The 20,186-nt window shown below is 60.5% G+C and carries 23 protein-coding genes; 9 read left to right on the plus strand and 14 right to left on the minus strand.

Annotated elements, in window-relative coordinates; translation table 11 throughout:
* Window position 1: 1 nt before the first annotated feature.
* The 3 genes from xdhB (at window position 2) to L904_RS19290 (ending at window position 4,556) form a co-directional block, all read left to right on the plus strand.
* Entirely contained in the window at window positions 2–2,341 is a 2,340-nt protein-coding gene (gene xdhB / locus L904_RS19280) for a xanthine dehydrogenase molybdopterin binding subunit (protein ID WP_035261558.1), read from the plus strand.
* A gap of 193 nt (window positions 2,342–2,534) precedes the next feature.
* The gene (gene xdhC, locus L904_RS19285) at window positions 2,535–3,389 is read left to right on the plus strand and encodes a xanthine dehydrogenase accessory protein XdhC (protein WP_020810937.1); all 855 of its coding nucleotides are present in this window, start codon (window positions 2,535–2,537) and stop codon (window positions 3,387–3,389) included.
* Between the two features lie 237 nt (window positions 3,390–3,626).
* Complete coding sequence (locus L904_RS19290) at window positions 3,627–4,556, plus strand: LysR substrate-binding domain-containing protein (RefSeq protein WP_020810938.1); 930 nt, start codon at window positions 3,627–3,629, stop codon at window positions 4,554–4,556.
* Here L904_RS19290 and L904_RS19295 read toward each other — a convergent pair.
* A complete protein-coding gene (locus L904_RS19295; RefSeq protein WP_003524238.1) occupies window positions 4,532–4,870 on the minus strand; it encodes a hypothetical protein in 339 nt (112 codons plus the stop codon). The two genes, L904_RS19290 and L904_RS19295, sit on opposite strands and share 25 nt — an antisense overlap.
* A 506-nt stretch (window positions 4,871–5,376) precedes the next feature.
* Here L904_RS19295 and puuD point away from each other — a divergent pair.
* The 4 genes from puuD (at window position 5,377) to L904_RS19315 (ending at window position 10,191) form a co-directional block, all read left to right on the plus strand.
* Window positions 5,377–6,639 carry a urate hydroxylase PuuD gene (puuD, locus tag L904_RS19300; protein WP_035260082.1) on the plus strand — a complete coding sequence of 421 codons (1,263 nt, stop codon included), beginning with the start codon at window positions 5,377–5,379 and terminating at the stop codon, window positions 6,637–6,639.
* Window positions 6,636–7,946 carry a guanine deaminase gene (gene guaD / locus L904_RS19305; RefSeq protein ID WP_035260080.1) on the plus strand — a complete coding sequence of 437 codons (1,311 nt, stop codon included), beginning with the start codon at window positions 6,636–6,638 and terminating at the stop codon, window positions 7,944–7,946. Before puuD ends, guaD begins: the two co-directional genes overlap by 4 nt.
* A gap of 306 nt (window positions 7,947–8,252) precedes the next feature.
* Window positions 8,253–8,972 carry a sulfite exporter TauE/SafE family protein gene (locus L904_RS19310; RefSeq protein ID WP_080707242.1) on the plus strand — a complete coding sequence of 240 codons (720 nt, stop codon included), beginning with the start codon at window positions 8,253–8,255 and terminating at the stop codon, window positions 8,970–8,972.
* 79 nt (window positions 8,973–9,051) lie between these two features.
* Entirely contained in the window at window positions 9,052–10,191 is a 1,140-nt protein-coding gene (locus tag L904_RS19315) for an alpha-hydroxy acid oxidase (protein ID WP_035260933.1), read from the plus strand.
* 192 nt (window positions 10,192–10,383) lie between these two features.
* Here the strand turns inward: L904_RS19315 and L904_RS19320 are convergent, their stop codons facing one another.
* Together L904_RS19320 and L904_RS19325 are read right to left on the minus strand one after the other, a co-directional pair.
* Entirely contained in the window at window positions 10,384–10,728 is a 345-nt protein-coding gene (locus L904_RS19320; RefSeq protein ID WP_003524247.1) for a multidrug efflux SMR transporter, read from the minus strand.
* Window positions 10,725–11,309: a TetR/AcrR family transcriptional regulator gene (locus tag L904_RS19325; protein WP_035260931.1), complete on the minus strand. Its 585-nt coding sequence runs from the start codon at window positions 11,307–11,309 to the stop codon at window positions 10,725–10,727. The genes L904_RS19320 and L904_RS19325 overlap by 4 nt, the downstream gene beginning before the upstream one ends.
* 189 nt (window positions 11,310–11,498) lie before the next feature.
* Between L904_RS19325 and L904_RS19330 the strand changes: the two genes are divergently transcribed.
* Window positions 11,499–12,791: a D-alanyl-D-alanine carboxypeptidase gene (locus L904_RS19330; protein ID WP_035260929.1), complete on the plus strand. Its 1,293-nt coding sequence runs from the start codon at window positions 11,499–11,501 to the stop codon at window positions 12,789–12,791.
* A gap of 3 nt (window positions 12,792–12,794) precedes the next feature.
* On the opposite strand, the gene L904_RS19335 is transcribed toward L904_RS19330, so the two are convergent.
* The 11 genes from L904_RS19335 to L904_RS19385 form a co-directional block, all read right to left on the minus strand.
* Window positions 12,795–13,079: a Txe/YoeB family addiction module toxin gene (locus tag L904_RS19335; protein ID WP_206696310.1), complete on the minus strand. Its 285-nt coding sequence runs from the start codon at window positions 13,077–13,079 to the stop codon at window positions 12,795–12,797.
* 51 nt (window positions 13,080–13,130) lie between these two features.
* A complete protein-coding gene (locus L904_RS19340; RefSeq protein WP_035260938.1) occupies window positions 13,131–13,382 on the minus strand; it encodes a type II toxin-antitoxin system Phd/YefM family antitoxin in 252 nt (83 codons plus the stop codon).
* Between the two features lie 52 nt (window positions 13,383–13,434).
* Window positions 13,435–14,184 (minus strand): metallophosphoesterase, encoded by a 750-nt coding sequence (locus L904_RS19345; RefSeq protein WP_035260927.1) that lies wholly within the window; start codon window positions 14,182–14,184, stop codon window positions 13,435–13,437.
* Between the two features lie 5 nt (window positions 14,185–14,189).
* Complete coding sequence (uraH, locus tag L904_RS19350; RefSeq protein WP_035260925.1) at window positions 14,190–14,546, minus strand: hydroxyisourate hydrolase; 357 nt, start codon at window positions 14,544–14,546, stop codon at window positions 14,190–14,192.
* Window positions 14,543–15,043, minus strand: a complete 501-nt coding sequence (locus L904_RS19355; protein ID WP_035260923.1) for an ureidoglycolate lyase — start codon at window positions 15,041–15,043, stop codon at window positions 14,543–14,545. The genes uraH and L904_RS19355 overlap by 4 nt, the downstream gene beginning before the upstream one ends.
* A 3-nt stretch (window positions 15,044–15,046) precedes the next feature.
* Window positions 15,047–15,409 (minus strand): DUF86 domain-containing protein, encoded by a 363-nt coding sequence (locus tag L904_RS19360; RefSeq protein ID WP_035220083.1) that lies wholly within the window; start codon window positions 15,407–15,409, stop codon window positions 15,047–15,049.
* Entirely contained in the window at window positions 15,406–15,696 is a 291-nt protein-coding gene (locus L904_RS19365) for a nucleotidyltransferase family protein (RefSeq protein ID WP_035220685.1), read from the minus strand. Before L904_RS19365 ends, L904_RS19360 begins: the two co-directional genes overlap by 4 nt.
* 53 nt (window positions 15,697–15,749) lie before the next feature.
* Entirely contained in the window at window positions 15,750–16,247 is a 498-nt protein-coding gene (uraD, locus tag L904_RS19370) for a 2-oxo-4-hydroxy-4-carboxy-5-ureidoimidazoline decarboxylase (RefSeq protein WP_035260921.1), read from the minus strand.
* Window positions 16,247–17,170 carry an allantoinase PuuE gene (puuE, locus tag L904_RS19375; protein WP_035260919.1) on the minus strand — a complete coding sequence of 308 codons (924 nt, stop codon included), beginning with the start codon at window positions 17,168–17,170 and terminating at the stop codon, window positions 16,247–16,249. Before puuE ends, uraD begins: the two co-directional genes overlap by 1 nt.
* 204 nt (window positions 17,171–17,374) lie before the next feature.
* Window positions 17,375–18,082, minus strand: a complete 708-nt coding sequence (locus L904_RS19380) for a DUF1045 domain-containing protein (RefSeq protein ID WP_003524263.1) — start codon at window positions 18,080–18,082, stop codon at window positions 17,375–17,377.
* Window positions 18,083–18,178: 96 nt separating this feature from the next.
* Complete coding sequence (locus tag L904_RS19385; protein ID WP_059762624.1) at window positions 18,179–19,387, minus strand: FAD-binding oxidoreductase; 1,209 nt, start codon at window positions 19,385–19,387, stop codon at window positions 18,179–18,181.
* Between L904_RS19385 and mnmD the strand changes: the two genes are divergently transcribed.
* Window positions 19,386–20,150, plus strand: coding sequence for a tRNA (5-methylaminomethyl-2-thiouridine)(34)-methyltransferase MnmD (gene mnmD / locus L904_RS19390; RefSeq protein ID WP_035259721.1), 765 nt, complete (start codon window positions 19,386–19,388; stop codon window positions 20,148–20,150). The genes L904_RS19385 and mnmD overlap by 2 nt on opposite strands.
* The last annotated feature ends 36 nt before the right edge of the window (window positions 20,151–20,186 follow it).

The raw sequence follows: 20,186 nt of genomic DNA on the forward strand, positions 1-20,186 counted from the left end.
CATGGACACCACAAGCTTCGACAAGACCAAGACCGAAATCGACGGCCCGATGCACGCTTCGCTCCGGCACGATTCCGCCCATAAGCATGTGACGGGCAGCGCCGAATATATCGACGATATTCCCGAACCCGCCGGACTGATCCACGGCGCTCTCGGCCTTGCCGACCGGGCACATGCCGAAATCGTCTCGATGGACCTCTCGGAAGTGGAAAAAACACCCGGCGTGCTCTGGGTCATGGTTGGCAAAGACGTGCCCGGCGAAAACGACATCTCTTCCGGCGGCCGTCACGACGAGCCGCTGCTTGCCGAAACCAAGGTGGAATTCCACGGCCAGCCGATCTTCGCGGTTTTCGCCGAAACCCGCGATATCGCCAGAAAGGCGGCCCGCAAGGCGAAGATCACCTATAAGGACCTGCCGCATTTCACCGATATCGACACGGCGATTGAAAATGGCGGCGCGCTGGTCATCGATCCGATGACGCTGAAGCGCGGCGATGCCAAGCTGGAAATGGATGTCGCGCCCCGCCGTCTCACCGGCACCATGCGGATCGGCGGGCAGGAACACTTTTATCTCGAAAGCCACATCGCCATGGCCGTGCCGGGCGAGGATGATGAGGTGACGCTGTGGAGCTCCACCCAGCATCCGAGCGAAATCCAGCATATCGTCAGCCATATGCTGCAGGTGCCGTCCAATGCCGTCACCGTGCAGGTGCGCCGCATGGGCGGCGGTTTCGGCGGCAAGGAAACGCAGGGCAACCAGTTCGCGGCCCTCTGCGCCATCGCCGCCAAGAAGCTGAACCGGGCCGTGAAAATCCGCCCCGACCGCGACGAGGACATGAGCGCCACCGGCAAGCGCCATGATTTCCGCGTCGATTACGAGTTGGGCTTCGATGAAGAAGGCCGCATCCACGCGGTCGACGCCACCTATGCCGCCCGCTGCGGTTTTTCCTCCGATCTGTCCGGCCCGGTCACGGATCGCGCGCTGTTCCATGCCGATTCCAGCTATTTCTACCCGCATGTGCATCTCACCTCGCGGCCACTGAAAACCCACACCGTCTCCAACACCGCCTTTCGCGGTTTCGGCGGGCCGCAGGGCATGCTGGGGGCGGAACGGTTCATCGAGGAGATCGCCTATGCCGTTGGCAAGGACCCGCTCGATATCCGCAAGCTGAATTTCTACGGCGAGACCGGCTCCGGCCGCACCACGACGCCCTATCATCAGGAAGTCGAAGACAACATCATCGCCCGTGTCGTCGAGGAGCTGGAAACCTCCAGCGACTATCGCGCGCGACGCGAGGCGATCATCGAATTTAACAAAACGAGCCCGATCATCCGCAAGGGCATCGCGCTCACGCCCGTCAAATTCGGCATCTCCTTCACCATGACCGCCTTCAATCAGGCGGGTGCACTGGTGCATATCTATAATGATGGCTCCATCCACCTGAACCATGGCGGCACCGAAATGGGCCAGGGCCTTTATACCAAGGTGGCGCAGGTGGTGGCCGATGCCTTCCAGGTAGATATCGGCCGGGTGAAAATCACCGCAACGACCACGGGCAAGGTACCGAATACCTCGGCCACCGCCGCCTCCTCCGGCACCGACCTCAACGGCATGGCGGCCTATGACGCCGCCCGCCAGATTCGCGAGCGGCTGGTCAAATTCGCAGCAGAGAACTGGAACGTGCCGGAAGAAGAGGTCGTCTTCCTGCCGAACCGGGTGCGCATCGGCCTTGAGGAAATCGCCTTCAACGACTTCATCAAAAAGGCCTATTTCGCCCGCGTGCAGCTTTCTGCCGCCGGTTTTTACAAGACACCGAAAATCCACTGGGATCGCGCCGCCGGCCGTGGTACGCCGTTTTATTATTTCGCCTATGGCGCGGCCTGCTCGGAAGTGTCGATCGACACGCTGACCGGCGAATATATGATGGAGCGCACCGATATCCTCCACGATGTCGGCAAGTCGCTGAACCCGGCCATCGATATCGGCCAGGTGGAAGGCGCCTTCGTGCAGGGCATGGGCTGGCTGACGACCGAGGAATTATGGTGGGACGGCAAGGGGCGGTTGCGCACCCACGCTCCCTCCACCTACAAGATCCCGCTCGCCTCCGACCGGCCGAAGAGCTTTAACGTCAAGCTGGCGGAATGGGCGGAAAATGCCGAACCCACCATTGGCCGCTCAAAAGCCGTGGGCGAACCGCCCTTCATGCTGGCGATCTCAGTTCTCGAAGCCCTCTCCATGGCCGTCGCCTCCGTCGCCGACTACAAGGTCTGCCCGCGCCTCGATGCACCGGCAACGCCCGAGCGGGTTCTGATGGCGGTGGAACGGCTGAAGAAGGTGTGAGGGGGAGTATCCATGCGGCCAAGCCCCCTCATCCGGCCCTTCGGGCCACCTTCTCCCCGGCGGGAAGAAGAAATCTGCCGCACCGTCGCGGCAATTCAAAAGGCTTTTGGTAGCAGCGGGGAGCTTGCGGGAACTTTCTTCTCCCCGTCGGGGAGAAGGTGGCCCGAAGGGCCGGATGAGGGGGCCAGCGTCAATGCCTGACACCTCCCTGCCCTCGTTCCTCACCCGCTCCCCCGCCACGATCCTCGTGGAAATCGAGGCCGTGAAAGGGTCCTCCCCGCGTGAGACCGGAACCTTCATGCTGGTCTCACAAGACGGCCTGTGGGAAACCATTGGCGGCGGGCAGTTCGAATATATGGCCATGGACCACGCCCGGGCGATGCTGCGGAGCGGTTCTACCGAAGACCGCATGGATATTCCGCTTGGCCCGGAAATCGGCCAGTGCTGCGGCGGCCGCACCCTGCTCCGGTTCCGGCTGATAACGGCGGAAATCGCGGCGGCGCTGGAGGCGAGAGTGAAGGGCGAGGCCGAACAGCAGCCGGCCGTCTTCATTTTCGGGGCGGGCCATGTCGGCAAGGCACTGGCCGAGGCCCTGTCCCTCCTACCCCTGACGCTGACAGTGGTGGAAACGCGGGAAAACGAACTGCACGATCTTCCAGTGAATATCGCATCCGTACTCACCCCCATGCCGGAAGCGCTCGTCGCGAAAATCCCGGCAAACGGGGCGGCCATCATCGTCACCCACGATCACGCGCTCGATTTCCTCATCGCGAAGGAAGCGCTCGCCCGCGACGATCTCGCCTATGTCGGCATGATCGGCTCGAAGACCAAACGCGCCACCTTCGCCCATTGGCTGGAGCGGGAGGGAGAGCCCACGTCCCGCCTTGCAAAGCTCATCCTGCCCATCGGCGGCAACAGCGTCAGGGACAAGCGGCCTGCGATCATAGCGGCCCTTGTGGCAGCCGAGTTGTTGCAAGCATTTTCCGCTGCCGAAACCCGTCGCAGCGAAAATCGACACGGCCATCCTCAAGGCCAAGATCACGCCTGAGCCCATCCGGCAGGCTTTCATCCGCCAGATTGTCCGGTGCGAGGCTTTCAAGAGTAAACCGTTCCGCTGTCCGCAGGCCCGCACGCAGGCGGGACCACGCGCGCAAGAGTGCTGTGCGCATGTTCGTCTCCATTCAAAAATGTCAGAAGCTCAGTTGATGAATTGAGCTAAAAATGCTCTGTTTTCCGGAGAAAAACCAATGAAACCTTCGGCAATTGGCATAAAGAGAACTTATCCATGAAAATGTCACGCCAGTTTCCCCTGAACGCCCTGCGGGTGTTCGAAGCTGCCGCAAGGCATCTGAGCTTCACCAAGGCCGGCGAAGAGCTGGGCATGACCCAGACGGCGGTGAGCTATCAGGTGAAACTGCTGGAGGAGAATATCGGCGAGCCGCTCTTCATTAGAAAGGCGCGGCAGGTCTCGCTGACCGAGGCCGGGCAGAAACTCGCGCCGAAAGTCGCGGAAGCCTTCAACAATCTGCGGGAGGCCGTCGACAATGTGCGTGACACGTCCGACGCGACCCTGACAATCCATTCCACCGCTACCTTCGCATCGCGCTGGCTTTCGCGGCATCTGGGTGCCTTCCAGCTTGAACATCCCTCGATTGCCGTGCGGCTCGACACATCAAGCGCTTTGATCGATTTTTCCCAGTCGGACTGCGATGTCGCCATTCGCTGGAGCAAAGATAATGGCAAAGGGCTGATCTACCATCAATTGCTGCGCGGCGTTTATACGCCGATGCTGCATCCGGGCCTTGCCGAAAGCATCGGCGGATTGCACAAACCGGAAGACCTGCTGCGCCTGCGCATCATCGATCCCGGCGATATCTGGTGGAGCCAATGGTTTCGGGAAGTGGGTGTTGAAAATCCCGGCCTCGACCGTTATCCCCGCAGCCGCCTCAATGTGCAGGCCTTCGAAGCCGCCGCAGCAATCGCCAGCCAGGGGGTGGCCATGCTCACCCCTGAACTCTATGCCGATGAGATTGCGCTCGGCCGCCTTTATCAACCCTTCGAGCACCTTAGCAGCGAAGGCAAGAACTATTGGCTGGTCTACCCCGAAAACCGCAGGAACATTCGCAAGATCAGGCTGTTCCGCGACTGGATATTGAAGCGGATCGAGGAAAGCCGGCCGCAGCAACTGCCTCAAAACCCCATGTCCGGCGCATAAAAACAGCGCGGCGTGTCCTCATCCGGAAACAGGCAGAGATGATATTCGCCGTCCTCGGATCGTCTTGCCTCGCGCTGCGACCAGTTGAAGACATGGCGTCGGGTGACCATGCGGTGATCGCCGGGTGCGAGCGAGACCTCGTAACCGTCAGGCGTGACACGAACACTGCGCGTGGGAATCATCTGGCAGTCGCCGGTTTCGGCGTCGCCATTGCAGCAATAGCTTTCATATTTGAACCCCTTGTGGGATTCATGGGCAAGCGCGGTGGCGCTGAACGCCAGAGATAAGAAGAGGACCGTCAGAACAAGGCGCATCGGCATGGTCTCCGTTGAAACAACGGCGGCTGCCGGAAGATCATTGCGTCCCTTTATTCAAATTTCACATCAACACCCACCCGGACACAACGGCGCCGGGAACTGCGATACCTGCCCCCTGATCTGCCCCCACCCAGGGTTCGCAGCGCCCGCTTTCGGAAGAACCGCCAGCGAAACATGTCATGGAAGCCCTGCGCATCGGCGTAAAACCGGAATGGATTTCCGGCAAGGCGCCCCGCAGGACTCCGCAGCCTTATATTTTAGCACATCGGCAGACTGCACAAAGGATAATAGCTGAGTCGCGTTAGCCAGCTAAGCACAAACTATGCGACAGGAATGAGCGGCTGCAACTTTACCGGGCCAACCCACCTGCACGGGCGAACTCAATTGAGATTGCGGACACAACGGCGTCAGATTGTGAACAATCGCGCCCCGACCTCTGCTTTTCCCTTTCCTAACGGTCAAATTTCTCGCAAGGTGCGCTGCACAAGGATCAGGGGAACCGCATGTACGAATATGCCATTGCGTGGGAATGGATGGCCTTTGCCGTCCGCTGGCTCCACGTCATCACCGCCATCGCCTGGATCGGCTCATCCTTTTATTTCATCGCGCTCGATCTCGGGCTGGTCAAACGGCCGCATCTGCCGCCGGGAGCCTATGGCGAGGAATGGCAGGTGCATGGCGGCGGCTTTTACCACATCCAGAAATATCTGGTTGCGCCTGCCCAGATGCCCGAGCACCTGACATGGTTCAAATGGGAAAGTTACGTCACCTGGCTTTCCGGTTTCGCCATGCTCTGCATCGTTTATTATGGCGGCGCCGATCTCTTCCTCATCGACCATTCCGTGCTGGCGCTCACCCAGTTTCAGGCCATCTGTCTGTCGCTCGCTTCGCTTGCCATCGGCTGGCTGTTTTACGATTTCCTCTGCAAATCGCCGCTCGGCAACAATACCTGGGGCCTGATGATCGTGCTCTATGTCGCGCTGGTGGCGATGGCATGGGGTTATACGCAGGTCTTCACCGGCCGTGCCGCCTTCCTGCATCTCGGTGCCTTCACCGCCACCATCATGTCGGCGAATGTGTTCTTCATCATCATCCCCAACCAGAAGATCGTCGTCGCCGACCTGATCGCCGGGCGCACGCCGGACCCGAAATATGGCCGCATCGCCAAGCAGCGCTCGCTGCACAACAACTACCTGACGCTGCCCGTCATCTTCTTCATGCTGTCGAACCATTATCCGCTGGCCTTTGCCACGCAGTTTAACTGGATCATCGCGGCACTCGTCTTCCTGATGGGCGTCACCATCCGCCACTGGTTCAACACCACCCATGCCCGCAAGGGAAAACCCACATGGACCTGGCTGCTGACCGCCCTCATCTTCATCGTCATCATGTGGCTTTCCACCGTGCCGAAGGTGCTGACCGGCGAGGAGGAGCAGAAGGCCGCCACCCTCTCCCCCATGCAGCAGCAATTCGTCAGCGACGCCCATTTCGCCAAGGCGCGCGATGTGGTTCAGGGCCGCTGTTCCATGTGCCATGCGGCCGAACCTGTGTGGGAAGGTGTGCCCTTCACGCCGAAATCGGTAAAGCTCGAAACCGACGAACAGATCGCCGCCCATGCCCGCGAAATCTATTTGCAAGCCGGCCGCAGCCATGCCATGCCTCCCGGCAACATCACCGCCATCACCCCGGATGAGCGCAAGCTGCTGACCGCCTGGTATGAAAGCGCGGTTTCCGGGGCAGGAAAAGCCGAAGGAAAGACCGAATGAGCATGGTTCTGCTGCGTGGCCGCCTGCTGAGCTTCCGCCGCGCGCCGCTCGCAATCGACGATACGCAAAGCTACCTTTATATCGAAGACGGAGGCCTGCTGATCGAAGACGGCAAGATCGCCGCCATTGGCGAATACGCCGATATCCGCAAGCAAGCCCCCGAAGACGTCGAGGAAAAGGATCACCGGCCGCATCTCATCGTGCCGGGCCTGATAGACATGCACCTGCATTTCCCGCAGATGCAGGTCATTGGCTCCTACGCCGCCAATCTGCTGGAATGGCTGAACACCTATACTTTCCCGGAAGAATGCCGTTTCGTCGAAACCGCCCATGCCCAGCGCATCGCCACGCATTTCTACGACGAGCTTCTGCGCCACGGCACCACCACGGCCGCCGCCTATTGCTCCGTGCACAAGACCTCCGCCGACGCCTTTTTTACTGAGGCCATGAAGCGCAACATGCTGATGGTGGGCGGCAAGGTGATGATGGACCGCAACGCCCCGCAGGGCCTGCTGGACACGCCGGAAACCTCCTATGACGAGACGCGCCAGGTCATCGCCGACTGGCACGGCAAGGGCCGCAACCACGTCGCCATCACGCCGCGCTTCGCCATCACCTCCACCCCGAAGCAGATGGAAGCCGCACAGGCGCTGGCGCAGGAATTTCCCGATCTCTTCATCCAGACGCATCTCTCGGAAAATCTCGACGAGATCAAATATACCTGCGAACTCTACCCGGAAGCGACCGACTATACCGATATCTATGTGCGTTACGGACTGATGGGCAACAAAACCCTGCTCGGCCACGCCATCCACCTCTCCGAGCGCGAGGCGGACGTGCTGTCGGAAACCGGCGCGGTGGCCGTGCATTGCCCCACCTCGAACCTCTTCATCGGCTCCGGCCTCTTCCCGATGAAAAAGCTGCAGCGGCGCGAAAAGCCGGTGCGCATCGCGGTTGCGACCGATATCGGCGGCGGATCGAGCTACTCCATGCTGCGCACCATGGACGAGGCCTACAAGATCCAGCAATTGCTGGGCGAGCGCCTCAACCCGCTGGAAAGCTGGTATCTGATGACCCGCGGCAATGCTGAGGCCCTTTCCATGGTCGACCGCATCGGCACGCTGGAGGCCGGCACGGACGCGGACATCACCGTGCTCAACGCCTCCTCCACCCCCGCCATGGCGCTGAAGATGGAAGTGGTGAACAGCCTGACGGAAGAACTCTTCCTGATGCTGACCATGGGCGACGACCGCACGGTGGTGGAAACCTATGTGGCCGGCAGGGCGATGAAGAGCACGCTTGCATAGTTCGGCTGCGGCCGAAACATAAAGCTACGGCCTCATTTATATCGGTCACATATTGGAGTGAGCGGGTGCCGCGTCTTTCTTCTCCCCGAGGGGGAGAAGTCCGCGGCAGCGGGATGAGGGGGCAAGGGTAGAGATATGCGGCAACGTTGCCCCCTCATCCGACCCTTCGGGCCACCTTCTCCCCGGCGGGGAGAAGAAACCGTGCCGCACCCGCTCGCTTCTAGTGACAAGCTGACGCCATCCCGGCCGAAATGCAAATGACCTCTGGAGTGCACCGTGCCGGATCTGGACACAACCACCATGCTGATGGTCTTCGCGACCTTCACCGTCGCGGGCATCGTCAAGGGCGTGACCGGCATGGGGCTGCCCACCGTCGCCATGGGCGTGCTCGGCCTGTTCATGCCTCCCGTCCTTGCCGCCGGCCTGCTGATCCTGCCCTCCTTCGTTACCAATATCTGGCAATTGCTTGCCGGGCCGGATTTCAGGGCCATCGTCGCGCGGCTGTGGCCGATGATGATCGCCATCGCCGCCGGCACTCTCATCGGCATCCGGCTGATGACGGCAGGCACCGGCGTCTGGACCACCTCGGCTCTCGGATTATGCCTTGCTGCTTATGCGGCCTACAGCCTCTTCGCCAAACCCCTCTCCGTTCCGGCGCGGCTGGAATCCAGCCTCTCACCGGCCATAGGGCTGACAACCGGCCTGCTGACCGGCGGCACCGGAATTTTCGTCGTGCCCGCCGTGCCCTATATCCAGTCGCTCGGTTTCAACCGCGACGATCTCGTGCAAGCGCTCGGCCTTTCCTTCACCGTTTCGACCGTTGCGCTTGCCGCCGGCCTTGCCTCGCAAGGTGCCTTCCGCGTCGAGCATCTATCGCTTTCCGCACTCGCCGTGCTGCCCGCGCTTCTCGGCATGTGGCTCGGCCAGAAGATCCGTAACATCGTCAGCCCGGCAACATTCCGGCGCTGGTTTCTCATCTGCCTGCTTTTATTGGGTGCCGAGCTGTTTTTGCGGGCTTTCTGGTGATCACCCCCGTCGATTTTAATGTCGCAGCCGTCCCATTCATGTTATGTGAAGCCATCATTCAAATGTGAAGGCTTTATCCATGGGCAAAATCCTGACCATAGCGGACCTGAAGCAACAGGCTCAGCGCCGCGTGCCAAAAATGTTTTTCGACTATGCCGATAGCGGCGCATGGACGGAAAGCACCTACCGCGCCAATGAGGATGATTTTTCCAAGATAAAGCTGCGTCAGCGCGTGCTGGTGGATATGACCGATCGGTCGCTTGCCACCGAAATGGTCGGCGAGAAGGTTTCGATGCCGGTAGCCCTCTCCCCCACCGGACTGACCGGCATGCAACACGCCGATGGCGAAATGCTTGCCGCCAAAGCAGCCGAAGAATTCGGCGTGCCTTTCACGCTTTCCACCATGAGCATCTGCTCGATCGAAGATGTCGCTTCCGTCACCTCGAAACCCTTCTGGTTCCAGCTTTACGTGATGAAGGACCGGGACTTCGTCAACAATCTCATCGACCGGGCGAAGGCCGCCGGCTGCTCGGCGCTGGTGCTGACGCTCGACCTGCAAATTCTCGGCCAGCGCCACAAGGATTTGCGCAACGGCCTCTCCGCACCGCCGAAATTCACCCCGAAACATATCTGGCAGATGGCGACCCGGCCGAAATGGTGCATGGACATGGCCAGCACCAAGCGCCGCAGCTTCGGCAATATCGTCGGCCACGCCAAAAATGTCTCCGACCTCTCCTCACTCTCCTCCTGGACGGCGGAGCAGTTCGATCCGCGCCTGTCGTGGAAGGATGTCGAATGGATCAAGGAACGCTGGGGCGGCAAGCTTATCCTCAAGGGCATCCTTGACGAGGAAGATGCACGCGCCTCGCTCGATACCGGCGCCGACGCCATCATCGTCTCCAACCATGGCGGCCGCCAGCTCGACGGCGCGCACTCCTCGATCGCCATGCTGCCGAAGATCGTCGATGCCGTCGGCGACAGGGTCGAGGTGCATATGGATGGCGGCATCCGCTCCGGTCAGGACGTGCTGAAAGCCGTGGCGCTCGGCGCCAAAGGCACCTATATCGGCCGCCCCTTCCTCTATGGCCTCGGTGCCGATGGCAAACAGGGCGTGACGACGGCGCTGGAGATCATCCGCAAGGAGATGGATGTCAGCATGGCGCTTTGCGGCAAGCGGCTGATTACGGATGTGGACCGCAGCGTTCTGGCTTCATGGTGACGCTGTAGCAGGTGAGGTGATGCCTCAGAGCCGGCGTCTCAGAAAGTCCCGTACGCTGCCTCCCTCATCCCTGTGCTTGTCACAGGGATCCAGCCAGCCCAAGTCCTTGGGCTGCAAGAACTCCTTCCGTCGCGCAGGCGCGCGCCGGCTGGATTCCTGTGACAGGCACAGGAATGAGGTGGAGAGGCCCTATCAATGCCCCACCGTCTTCGAAAATACATTCACGATCACCACCCCCGTCACGATAAACCCGAGGCCGACAACAGCGGCGATATCCAGCGCCTGGCGGAACACGAAATAACCGATGCCGGAAATCAGCACGATGCCAAGCCCGCTCCAGATCGCATAGGCCACGCCGACCGGCAGCGCCCGTAGCGTGAACGACAGCAGATAAAAGGCCGCACCGTAAAACAGCGCCATCAGCACCGTCGGCAACAGCCGGGTGAACTGCTGCGACTGCTGCAGGAACGAAGTGGCGATGACCTCGCAGACAATGGCCGCGACGAGCGCCCCGTAGGTGAAGATAGCCGCGTTCATTGTTCCATTTCCTTTTTCGTCTGCGCGATCATCCGGGCTCTGAGAGCCGCCCTGTCGCCACCTGCCCTGCCGTCATCGGCCAGAAGATCGGCAAACCAGATGCCGTCAGCCGCAAGCCTTACGAGTTCCAATACCACCCCCTCATCCGTTTCCTTATGACGGATGAGACGTCCTTCGAACCAGCTGGTCCACATGCGCCTGAGCGACGGTTCACCGACCATCGACACCGATAACGCCGCCCATTGCCTGCCCGATTCCCGGTCGCGATCGGCGAAAACCGCGTTCACATAGGCCCTCGTGAAGCATCCGTAAGCTTCACAATCCTGTGAGATGAACACGTCGATTTCCGCGTCCAGCGCCGAAAGAAGGTCCGCCATCACCGCCTCCAGCAAAGCCTGCTTGGAGGCGAAATGATGAAACAACCCGCCCTTCGTCACCCCGGCGGCATCCGCCACCGCCTGCACGGAAAGTGCTGCAACACCCTGCTCGGCAGCGAGTTTCGCCGCGCAATCGAGAAGACTGCGGCGAACGATCTCAGGCTGCTTTTTCCGTTCATGTGCATTTTTCATGTTTCGGAACATACCGGACGGTTGGTTTCTTTGCAAGGAAATTGTGAGGGCTGCCGCCAGCTTGAAATTCATACTTAATTAAGCATGAAAGCGATCTCTAAAGTTTTAGCGGTTTTGTTGCCGGAAAGTGTCAGTAAAACTTCGCTCATCGCGGCGGCCGAACAAAAGGGGTGAATTATGTCGGGAACGATCAAACGGGGAATGGCGGGCGCATGGGTCTTCGCACTCGCCTTCTTTTGCGCGATCCTCTCATTGCAGGCGTCGCCTGCACAGGCCGGCTACGCCCACTTCATCATGGACGCCAATACCGGCAAGGTTCTGGCCGCGCGCAATGCCGATGTGCTGAACCACCCGGCCTCGCTCACCAAGATGATGACGCTTTACATGACCTTCGAGGCGCTGCATTCCGGCCGGCTTCGCTGGGACCAGAAGATAAAGATGTCCAAGAACGGTGCAGCCGTTATCCCCTCGAAGCTTTATGTGCGCCAGGGGCAGACCTTCACCGTGCGCGAGGCGGTCTACGGCATGATCGTCAAATCCGCCAACGACATGGCGGAAGGCATGGGCGATCATCTCGGCGGCTCCGAGGCAAGGTTCGCCGAGATGATGACCCGCAAGGCCCGCCAGCTCGGCATGACGAAAACGGTGTTCCGCAACGCTTCCGGCCTGCCCAGCAAATCGCAGGTGACGACGGCGCGCGACATGGCGAAACTCGGCCTGGCGCTGCAGCGCGACTTTCCCAAGGAATACGGCCTCTTCGCCATGGAATCCTTCAGCTTCCGGGGAAAACGCGTCCGCGGTCATAACAATCTGATGTATCGCTATCAGGGCATGGACGGCATCAAGACCGGTTATACCAATGCTTCCGGTTTCAACCTCGTCAGCGCCGTCAATCACAATGGTCGCCGCGTCGTCGGCGTCGTGCTGGGCGGCAAGACCGCGCGCAGCCGCGATGCGCAGATGGCCGCCCTTCTCGACAAGGCCGTGCCGCAGGCATCGAGAAGCCGCAACACCGAACAGCTCGTCGCCAGCGCCAATGTCAGCCGCACCTTTGCTGTGACGCCCGCAGCCGCGCCCGCCGCCTCAGTACCCCCCGCCTCTGTACCATTGCCGATGTTCGCCGAACGCCGCCAGGATCCGGTCGCCATGCAGATCGCCACGGCGAATAACCAGATGGCCGACATGATGCAGGTTTCGGCCATCCCGCGGCCGGCCCCCGCTGCCGTCTCCGCCGGCCAGAGAAGCCGCTGGGAAGTGCAGATCGCCGCCACCGACAGCGAAGCCGCCGCCCGCTCGCTGCTCGCCAATGCCCGGTCCAACATCGCCGGAAATTATGCCGGGATCGCTCCCTATACCGAAGCCGTGCAAAGCGGATCGGCAACCCTCTACCGCGCCCGTTTCACCGGCTTCGAAGACCAGTCTTCGGCGGTTTCCGCCTGCAAGGAACTGAAGGCGCAATCTTATTCCTGCGTGGTGATGACCAGCGAGGGGTGAGGATCAATAGTGGAAACGGCACTGGTGAATGATCAGAACCGTCTTTTCCGCTTCGCCGCGCAACTCGTAGACAAGCCGATGCTCCTGCGAAATCCTGCGTGACCATAGGCCCTTCAACTGAAAACGCAGTGGCTCAGGTTTTCCGATCCCTTCAAATGGATGCCGTCGACAATCCTTGATGAGTTCATTGATGCGTTCGAGCATCTTGCGATCATATTGCTGCCAGTGAAGATAGTCTTCCCAGCCCTGATGGCTCCAGCCGAGAGCAATCGCGCCCTTTTGCTGCAAGAGAGTTTCTCCTGATGGAAGCTCGCACTCATGCGCGATGGGTTTGAAAAATCAGTCGATAAGATCATGGCTTTCGAAAGTACCGGCGTCCACATCGGACATCGACTTTCTAAGTCTGGCGAAATTCTCCGGCGACGAGCAGAGATGCAAGGTTTCCATCAAGCCTTCATACTCGTCCTTATCGATAAGAACGGCGGACGGCTTGTCGCGGCGCACGATTTCCACAGTCACCCGGTCCTGCGACACTTCATCCAGAAGCGATGCAAGGGATTCGCGTGCTTTTGAAAACATAACGGTACGCATGGATGAACCCCAATGAAAGTTGTACAACAAATAGTACAACTCCCTAGGCAATTCAAGCCCGTTTGCCAAGCCAACCGCCCGCCAGCGCATCGGAGAGACGAGGCATGCCGTTGACCTTCGCCATCTCGGCCATTGCCATATTGTCGTAACGGATGTTGCGGAAATAGACCTGCCAGCCGCGCCCGGCCTCTTCCAGCACGGCATAGGTGGCAAGCGGATGGCCGGCCTCGACGTGATGGTCGAAAGGCGTGTCGTCCTTCCAGCCGGGGCAGCCGACGCTGCCGGGATTGACGATCAGCCGGCCGTCGGAAAGCTGCACGGTGCGGGGAATATGGGTATGGCCACACAGCATCAGCGGCTGGGTGATGCCCTCCGCCATGGCTTCGATTTCGGCCAGCGGCCGCAATTTCAGAACGCCTTCCGGCGACAGCGTTTCCAGCCAATATTCCAGATCGTCACGCGGCGAGCCATGGCAGCAATAGGCGACATCCTTGAACACCATGCTGAATGGCAGGGTTTGCAGCCAGTCCAGATGGGCGGCGCTCAGCTGCGCATGTGCCGGCCTTTCCCAGCTTCCCATCTCCTCCGGGGCACGGTCGATCAGTTCCCGGTCATGATTGCCGCGAATGCTGGGAATCCAGTTGCTAACAAGTACGTCGCCGGTAAACCCCGCTTCCAGCGGGCCGCTGAAACAATCGCCGAGATTGACGATGTCCTTGATGCCAAGCCTCGCGATATCCTCCAGCACGGCTTCGAGCGCGGCGCAGTTTCCGTGAATATCGGCAATGGCGGCAAAGATCATGGCAATCAGCTTCCTCGATAGGTGGAGTAACTATAGGGCGAAAGCAGAAGCGGCACATGGTAATGGCCGCTCTCATCGGCAATGCCGAAACGGATCGGGATAATATCGAGAAAGGCCGGCTCCGGCAGCGCCACACCCTTGCCGCGCAGATAATCGCCGGCATGGAAAACCAGCTCGTATTGACCCACCTTGAAACTCTCTCCGGCGAGCAGAGGCCCGCCATCCACACGGCCGTCGCTATTGGTCTGCACCGTCTTCAGCTTCTCGCGGCGATCGCCGGAGAGCCGGTAGAGCTCGATCGTCAGCCCTTCTGCGGGCGTGCCCTGAGCGGCATCGAGGACATGGGTGGTCAAACCGGTCATGGCTTGGGCTCCGCGATCATATAGGGCTCATCGAAAAAATACTCTTCCAGATTGTTACCCGGTCCATCGCGGTCGGCAACCAGAAAATCCGAAACCGCCTGCAACGGCATCAGCGGATAATGCCAGACATTGCGGCGGTAATTCACGCCCTGATCGCCCCGCGCCAGAAATACCCGCGGCCGGCCGGGCCGGCCGCCATCATCATCGGCGACGACCACGAGGAAGGGTCGGCCGGAAAGCGGCGAAAAACTCTGGCTGCCGAGCGGATGCCGCTCCATCATCTCGATTTCATGCGGAAAGGCGCGCGGCTGCCCGCGGAAAATATTGAGGATGACACGCGCCCCCTCACCCGCCGCTTCCGGTGCTGCGAGCGCATGGTGCCGCTCGGTCTGGCCGCCATTGATATGCCGCATGGAAGAGGGTGTCGTTTCGATCACATCGCCGAAGGATGCGAACGCCTCTTTGGTGAGAGGTTTTATGTCGAGAAAATCAGTCAAATGTCATTCACCTTGGGCATGCCAGTTTCGGAGGAGGGAGAGACGCGCCTGCAGATCCGGAATGCTCTGCGTTATCGTTTTCCAGACGACCGAAAGCTCCGCCCGGAAATAATCATGCACGATCAGATTGCGCATTCCCTTCATCTTGATCCAGGGGATCTCCGGGTGCTGCTGTAAAAATGCGGGGTAGTGCTTGTCCAGCTTGGCGACCGCCTCGCCAATCAGGGCAAGCCCCATCATGACCGCCATCTGCGTCCGCGTGTCGGAAGAAAAAGCGGCCTCATCCATATCCTGAATGAAATCCTGTATTCTGGAGGCGGCAACATCCATCTCCTTTAGATAGAGCAGAAGCCGATCCGTACTCATACCGCTTTGGCTTCCTTCAGAACGCGCGCCCGTATATCCGAATGCAGGCCGCCTGAGGTGACGACGTCAACCTCCACACCAAGCAGCGCCTTCAATTCCTCCAGCAAACCACCGAGATCGAACAATGTCGTGCCCGGCAGCGCATCCACCAGAATGTCGAGATCGCTGTCCGGCCGGTCCTCGCCGCGGGCGACGGAGCCGAACACGCGCGGGTTCGCCGCGTTGAAGCGTTTCGTCGCTTCGCGGATCGCTTCCCTGTTCTTTTCCAGCACCTCGGAAGGTCTCATGATCTTCATCTCCAGACGGCGCGATTCTAGCAGAACGGCCACCGCTCGCCAATTCAGCCTTCCGGCAGCATCGAGGAAAGGCGAAGCCAGGCGATCTTCTCCACCTGCGCCGTCGCCGTCTCAAATTCTTCGGCTGCACCGTTGCCGATGCGCGTCTCGAAGGCAGCTAGAATATCGTGCCTGTTCAGCCCCTTGACCGCGATGATGAAGGGAAAGCCGAATTTTTCGGTATAGGCGCCGTTCAATTCGGTAAAACGGGCGTGCTCTTCCGGGGTAAGACGGTCCAGCCCCGCACCGGCCTGTTCGTTACGGCTGTCGGCCGTCAACTCGCCCGCAATCGCCAGCTTGCCGGCAAGATCGGGATGCGCCCGCAATACGCCGACCCTTTCCGCCTCGGAAGCGGCGCGAAACTGCGCGCTAAGCGCGGCGTGAACCGCCTTCGCCGTCAGTTCCAGGCCGGCTCCTCCGGCGTCATAGGCCCGTTCGGCGATGAAGGGCGAATGTTCGAACACGCTGCCGAAACGGGTGACAAAGTCCTCACGCGTCACCATCAAAGCACCTCCGGCTTATGATGTTCATGCCAGTGACGGGCAATCTCGATGCGCTGCGGGATCCACACTTTCTCGTGGCCGAGCACATATTCGATGAAACGGCGAAGTGCTGCCGCGCGGCCGGGACGGCCGACAAGGCGGCAATGCAGGCCGACGCTCATCATCTTCGGCGCGCCCTCGACACCCTCCTGATAAAGCACATCGAAAGCGTCCTTCAGATAGGTGAAGAACTGGTCGCCGGAATTGAAGCCCTGCGGCGTGGCGAAACGCATATCGTTGGTTTCGAGCGTATAGGGAATAATCAGGAAAGGCGCGTCGCCTACGCCCTTCACCCAATAGGGCAGATCGTCGGCATAAGAATCCGACGAATAGAGGAAACCGCCCTCTTCCATGACAAGGCGCAGCGTATTGTCCGAAGGCTTGCCCTGATACATGCCGTAAGGACGCTCGCCGGTAACCTCCGTGTGCAGACGCACGGCTTCGACTATGTGCTTGCGCTCTTCCTCTTCGGAAAAATCCTTATATTCCAGCCAGCGATAACCATGGCTGGCGATTTCCCATCCCGCTTCCTTCATCGCCGCAACGGCTTCCGGGTTACGGGCCATGGCGGCGGTCACGCCATAAACGGTGGTGGTAACGCCGAGACCGGTGAACATGCGCCACAACCGCCAGAAACCGGCGCGCGAGCCATATTCATAAATCGATTCCATGTTCAGGTTGCGCTGGCCGGGCCAGGGCTGGGCGCCGACGATTTCCGACAGCAGCGATTCCGACGCCTTGTCATTGTCGAGAATGCAGCTCTCGCCGCCCTCCTCGTAATTGATGACGAATTGCACGGCGATGCGCGCGCCGCCCGGCCATTTCGGATCGGGAACATTGCGGCCATAGCCCACCAGATTGCGGGAGTAATTTTCGGAAATCATTCAGCCACCCAGAACATCTCTCCCAAGGCGGAAACCGATTTCGGGAGACATAAAACAGACCTCCGAAGCGCGATGACCCGGAAGGGGCGCAACACACGCTTCAGATATGCGATATCCGAACGGTAGCATCCGCATCCGGAATGTCGAGATCAATCTTGCCGACATTCCGATGCTTTTTTGTATACGATTACTCCGACGTGCTCTTCAGGCGATCTTTCGGGCGGAAACGCGACCCATGGGGTGAAGCGAGTGTACCCGGAAAGGCGCGCCCGGTTCATCCTCGATGAAAAGCGCAAGGCTGGAAAACTGCAGGGACCGGGTGAGCAGCGGCTCGAAAACCTTGCGCACGGCCCGCTCTATCCTCTGGCTGCTGGAAGCTTCCACACCGCCCGTCAGCGACATCTGGAACCGGAACTCATCCATCACGTGCGGGCTGCCCCAGCGATGCAGATTGGTGAGCTGCGAGGCCGAAAGCCGGTCCGGATCCGCGCGCTCGATTTCCGCGTCGGAGAGCGGCGCCCGGTAACGGTCGAATTCCTGCACCACCCGGGCGGCAAAGAAATGCAGCACTTCGCAGGGGCGCTCGGGAACGAGGCTGAAGACATTCTCCTGCCTTGCTACCACCAGTTGCGGCAGTGTGAAGGGCTCCTGCCTGCCGGAAAAATACATCAGGTCGCGCAGAAGCGCGGCCTCGGAATGGCCCTCCGCAAGACGGAAGGGAGCCTTGATCGTGCCATGGAAACCGTAACGGCGCGGCAGCGCCGTATGGTAGGAAATCTCCTGCATGCCGAGATCGATCATGCCCGGCGGCTCCACCGCCTGACCGGAATAGGCATCGCGCCCCAACCACGCGGCGGCCGCCTGCGTCAGGGGGTCATTGGGGGAAGGCGTGAAATGAATGGCGTATCGCATGCGCTGTCACCTCGCCGCAAAAGCGGACAAACCGGCCTCGTTGCAGGCCAGCAGATAAGTGATTTGCGTGACAGATTAACGACGTGGACGACCTGATCAGAACTTTCTAAAGTCCGCGACGGCAATACTCACGTGTTGTTGAAGGTGAAAGCCCGAGGGGATGACAGGCGTGTGACCGCACACGGTCTGCAGCGCCGCATCGGCAAGAAAATGCGCAAGCCCGAAGCTGACCTTGAAGCCGCCGGTCAGCGCAACGAGCTTCGGATGGCCGGGGATCCTGCCCACCATCGGGTCCCTCCCCACCGCCTTCGGGCGCAGCCCGGCCCAGCGTTCCAGCACCGGCGCGCCGGCAAGCGAGGGAACAACGGCAGACGCATCGGCAAGCAGTTTTTCAAGCTTTTCATCGGTACTGAAGGGATCGGAAAAACAATCTTCGCTGGTACTGCCGATCGCGACTGTGCCATCCTCATGCGGCACGATATAAAGACCATTCAGGAACACGACCGGCATCGCCGGATCGGCTGCCGCATTGAGAAGTGCTGCCTGCCCCTTCACCGCCTGCCCCAGCGTCACACCGGCCTCCAGGCCGAGGGCATCGCGGATCAGGGGGAAGGAACTATGGCCGTTGGCGACGATGACATGGCCAAAAGAAACCTCATCGCCCGACGACAGCACCGCCCGCCCGGCAACCGCGTCGAGCGAAATGACGCGGCAACCTTCCGCCAGCCGCACATGCCGCGCCTTGCCGAGAAAAGCCGAAAGAAGGGCGATCATCGCGCGTGGCGAGACCCGCGCCGCCAGCGTATCGAACACGAAACCCGCCTCACCCGCCGCATCATCCACCCAGCCAGCGACCGAAGGCCTGTCGCCGACATGCCAATGGAACCGGCGCTCGCCCGACACCCAGTTCTCCAGCGCATCCCGTTCGTGCCGTTCGGCAATGGCGCGCAGATGCGGCTTCGGCAGCGGAATGATACGGCCTGAGCGACGGTAGCCGGCGGAAAGCCCGGTTTCCGCCTCCAGCCCGGCAATCTCTTTTTCCAGCGCAACGAGGGCATCGAACTGGAACTGCTTCTTGTCCGACCAGCGGTCCGGCATATGCGGCATCAACGCGCCCAGCAGCCCGCCGCTGGCGCCGCCGCCGGGGCGATCCGCCTCCACCAGCAACGTATCGATGCCGAGCCGTTCCGCCTTGACAGCGGCCCATAGCCCCATGATACCGCCGCCGACGATGAGAAGCGGCACGGAGGCCGGCAATCTTGGAGATTGACCCTGTTCGAAAGCGGGATTATCGGCTTTAGCCATGAAACATTCCAACGAAAATATCACAGAGACCGGCGCAGCGGCCGGTTCACCGGCCGGGGAAGTCCCCGCCGCGCTCGACTGGCGTGACGGGGATATGCCCTATTCACTGGCCTTTGACGACCATTTTTATTGCCAGACGGACGGCCGGCTGGAATGCGGCCATGTCTTCCTCTCCGGAAACGGCCTGCCAGAACGTTGGCTCGAACGGGAGGGCGCCTTCCGCATCGGCGAACTGGGCTTCGGCACCGGACTTAACCTCTGCGAGACATGGCGTCAGTGGAAAGAGATGCGCAACGGCCGCTCCAGGCTGCACTTCATCTCCTTCGAACTCTACCCGATGAAGGCGGAGGAAATCGACCGGGCGCTTTCCCGCTGGCCGGAAGTGGATGCCGAACGCAAGGCGCTCACCGCCCTCTGGCCCGCCGAGCCGAAAGGACGGGTCGAAATCCAGCTCGATGACGAAACGCAGCTGACAGTGGTTTGCGGCGAGGCGCTCGCCGGCATTTCCGCAAGCGAGGAAAGTTTCGACGCCTGGTTTCTCGATGGCTTCGCACCCGCGCGCAATCCGGACATGTGGTCGCTGGAAATCATGCAGGCGCTTTTCGCAAAGACGGCGCCGGGCGGCACATTCGCCACCTATGCCGCCGCCGGCTTCGTTCGCCGCAACCTCATCGCCGCCGGTTTTGAGCTGGAGCGCCGGAAAGGTTTTGCCGGAAAGCGGGAAATGCTCTGCGGGGCCAAAGCATTTTCAGCAAAAGCGTGAAGCGTTTTTGCGTCTGAAAATGCGTCATGGAAGATA

Origin of the sequence: Agrobacterium sp. LY4 (genome assembly GCF_001526585.1) — a bacterium.
In the GTDB taxonomy this organism is placed as follows: Bacteria; Pseudomonadota; Alphaproteobacteria; order Rhizobiales; family Rhizobiaceae; genus Agrobacterium; species Agrobacterium leguminum.